Source organism: Streptomyces muensis (assembly GCF_021474425.1).
Taxonomy (GTDB): domain Bacteria; phylum Actinomycetota; class Actinomycetes; order Streptomycetales; family Streptomycetaceae; genus Streptomyces; species Streptomyces muensis.
On record NZ_JAKEIP010000492.1, the window covers coordinates 1 to 2,949 of the forward strand.

The 2,949-nt window shown below is 72.2% G+C and carries 4 protein-coding genes; all 4 read left to right on the forward strand.

Features of this window, described 5'->3' with window-relative positions; translation table 11 throughout:
- On the forward strand, positions 1–655 hold a 655-nt coding region (locus L0P92_RS43545), incomplete at its 5' end, for an SPFH domain-containing protein (RefSeq protein WP_273634161.1).
- Positions 656–774: 119 nt separating this feature from the next.
- Positions 775–1,380: a lytic polysaccharide monooxygenase auxiliary activity family 9 protein gene (locus L0P92_RS43550; RefSeq protein WP_234768666.1), complete on the forward strand. Its 606-nt coding sequence runs from the start codon at positions 775–777 to the stop codon at positions 1,378–1,380.
- 89 nt (positions 1,381–1,469) lie between these two features.
- Positions 1,470–1,946, forward strand: a complete 477-nt coding sequence (locus L0P92_RS43555; RefSeq protein ID WP_234768667.1) for a DUF3592 domain-containing protein — start codon at positions 1,470–1,472, stop codon at positions 1,944–1,946.
- 40 nt (positions 1,947–1,986) lie between these two features.
- Positions 1,987–2,949 (forward strand): AMP-binding protein (locus L0P92_RS43560; protein ID WP_234768668.1); only part of this gene is annotated, 963 nt, incomplete at its 3' end.

A 2,949-nucleotide genomic window follows, 5' to 3' on the forward strand; every position in this document is an offset into this window, starting at 1 on the left:
GGGCGGGCTGACCAGGGGGCGGACCGGGCGGGCCTGGGTGCTCGGGCTGTTCGGCCGCTACCGGGGGACGGTCCGGCGCACCGGCCTGATGTGGGTCAACCCGCTGCTGCTGCGCCGCCGGGTCGACGTACGGCTGCGGCACTGGCGCAGCGAGCCGATGCCGGCGGCGGACGGGAACGGGGTCGCGCTGCGGGCGGTCGTCCTGGTGGTGTGGCGGGTGAAGGACACCGCGCGGGCGACGCTCGGGGTGGAGGACCACGAGTCGTATCTGCGCGAGTGCGTCGAGGCGGCGCTGGCCCGGGTGCCGGTGGAGATGCCGGGTGCCGCGCGCGGCTCGGTCGAGGCGGCCTCGGAGACGCTGACCCGGCTGGTGACGCGGGACGCGGGCGCGGTCGGGGTCGAGGTGTTCTCGGTGCGGCCGGCGCGGGTGGAGTACGCGCCGGAGGTGGCCGCCGCCATGCACCGGCGCCGGATCGCCGCGCTGGACGCCCAGGACCGGGCCACCATGGTCACCTCGGTCGTGGACTCGGTGGAGGACACGGTGACCCGGCTGACCATGCGGGGCCTGGTCGAGCTGGACGACTACGAACGCAAGGCGCTGGTCAAGGATCTGACGGTGGCGTTCTGCGCGGGGCGGGGGGAGTCGGCCCCCTGACGGCCCGTCGAACATGTTCTTCGATTGGTATGGACATGTTCAACGCTCAGCAATAATCTGATACTTGGTCTAGACCTGCAAGCTCATCGAACTTCCCCCACGTTCCCAGGAGCAGCAGCATGCGCAGAAGGACCAAGTGGTACGCCGCCGCACTCGGACTCACCACGGCCGGAGCCCTCGCGCTCTCCAGCGGAGGCGCCAGCGGCCACGGCTACACCGACCTCCCCATCAGCCGGCAGAAGCTCTGTCAGAACGGCACCGTGACCAACTGCGGCTCCATCCAGTGGGAGCCGCAGAGCGTCGAGGGCCCGAAGGGCTTCCCGGGCTCAGGGCCGGCCGACGGACAGATATGCAACGCGGGGCTCGGCCAGTTCAGCCAGCTCAGCGCCCCGAAGACGCCGTCCAGCGCCGCCTGGCCCACCACCAGGGTGACCGGCGGTCAGAACTACACGTTCCGCTGGCAGTTCACGGCCATGCACGCCACCACCGACTTCCGGTACTACGTCACCAAGCCGGGCTGGAACCAGAACCACAACCTGTCCCGCTCCGACCTCAACCTCACGCCGTTCTTCACGGTCCCGTACAACGGGCAGCGGCCGCCGTCCACGCTCTCGCACAGCGGCCGGCTGCCCACCGGGCTGAGCGGTCACCACGTCATCCTCGCGGTGTGGACGATCGCCGACACGGGCAACGCGTTCTACGCGTGCTCGGACGTCACATTCTGAGGTTCTCTTGAGTCAGTGCCCAGGTCGGCGTGGGTACGTTCCTCCCACGCCGGCCGAACGAAGGCCGCGCACGGTCTTCGGGGGAACTCATGGAAGCCTTCGCCGCCTTCTTCTACATCGTGCCCGCCATCATGATCGCGATTGCCGTCGCGGCCATCGTCGCGGTGCTCCGCCGCTCACTGCGGGTCAGCCGCGCCTGGAACGGCGGTCTCACCGCGGAGGCGCGCTGTCTGCGGACGTACACCACGACGAGCGGTGGCGGCGGCGACAGCTCGGTCCGCACGACCCTGCACCACGTCTACGAGTTCGTCACGCGCGAGGGGCGCCCCGTCAGGTTCGAGGAGCGGGGCGGGCCGGGGACGACGCTCGAGGGCGACATCGTCACCGTGCACTATGCGCCGGACCGCCCGGAGCACGCCACGGCCCGGCCCCCGGCGCGCGGGAAGCTCGCGGCGGGCACCGGCTGTCTGCTGGCATTCCTCGGTGTCTTCATCGTCTTCGGCATCGGCTTCATGCTCGTGGCGCATGCGATGTTCTCCACCGCGGACGACTTCCTGGGGCCGTGACGCTCCCTATCTGACGGCCCATCAACTACCGTGCGCCGCCATGGAGTCCACTACGGCACACACGGTCGCGGAGCTCGTGGCAGCCCGGTGGGACGACCACCGTCCGGGCCTGTGGTTCGAGGGGCGGGCACTCACCCACCACCAGATGGCCGCCGGTGCCGCCGCCCGCGCCGCGCTGCTCACCGACCTCCTCCCACCCGGCGCCGAGCCGCACCTCGGCGTCCTCCTCGACAACACCCCCGAGTACCCGATGTGGCTCGGCGCCGCCGCCCTCGCGGGAGCCGCCGTCGCCGGGATCAACCCCACCCGCCGGGGACCCGAACTCGCCCGCGACATCCTGCACACCGAGTGCCGCCTCCTGCTCACGGAGCGGACCCACCTGCCGCTCCTCGCCGGCCTCGACCTCCCCGGCGTACGCGTCCTGCCGACGGACACCGAGGAGTACGAGGCCCTGCTGGCGCCCTACGCCGACGCCCGCCCCGACCCCTCCCGCGCCACCCCGCAGGACCGGCTCCTGCTCTACTTCACCTCCGGTTCGACCGGCGCCCCCAAGGCCGCGATCTGCAGCCAGGGCCGCCTGGCCGCCGCCGGCCGCTCCCTGGTCTCCCAGTTCCGCGTCCGGCGCGACGACGTGCACTACGTCTGCATGCCGATGTTCCACGGCAACGCGGTGATCGCCGACTGGGCCCCCGCCCTCACGGCCGGCGCGGGCGTGGCGCTGCGGCGGCGGTTCTCGGCGTCGGGGTTCCTCGCGGACGTACGGGCGTACGGGGCGACGTACTTCACCTACGTGGGCCGGGCGATCCAGTACCTCCTCGCCACCGAGCCGCGCCCCGACGACCGGGACAACCCGCTGCGGCTCGGCTTCGGCACGGAGGCGGGGGCGGTGGACGCGGCGGCCTTCGAGCGGCGATTCGGTGTGCGGCTGGTCGAGGGGTACGGCTCCTCCGAGGGCGGGGCCGCGATCCCGCGGACGCCCGGGACGCCCCAGGGGGCGGTGGGG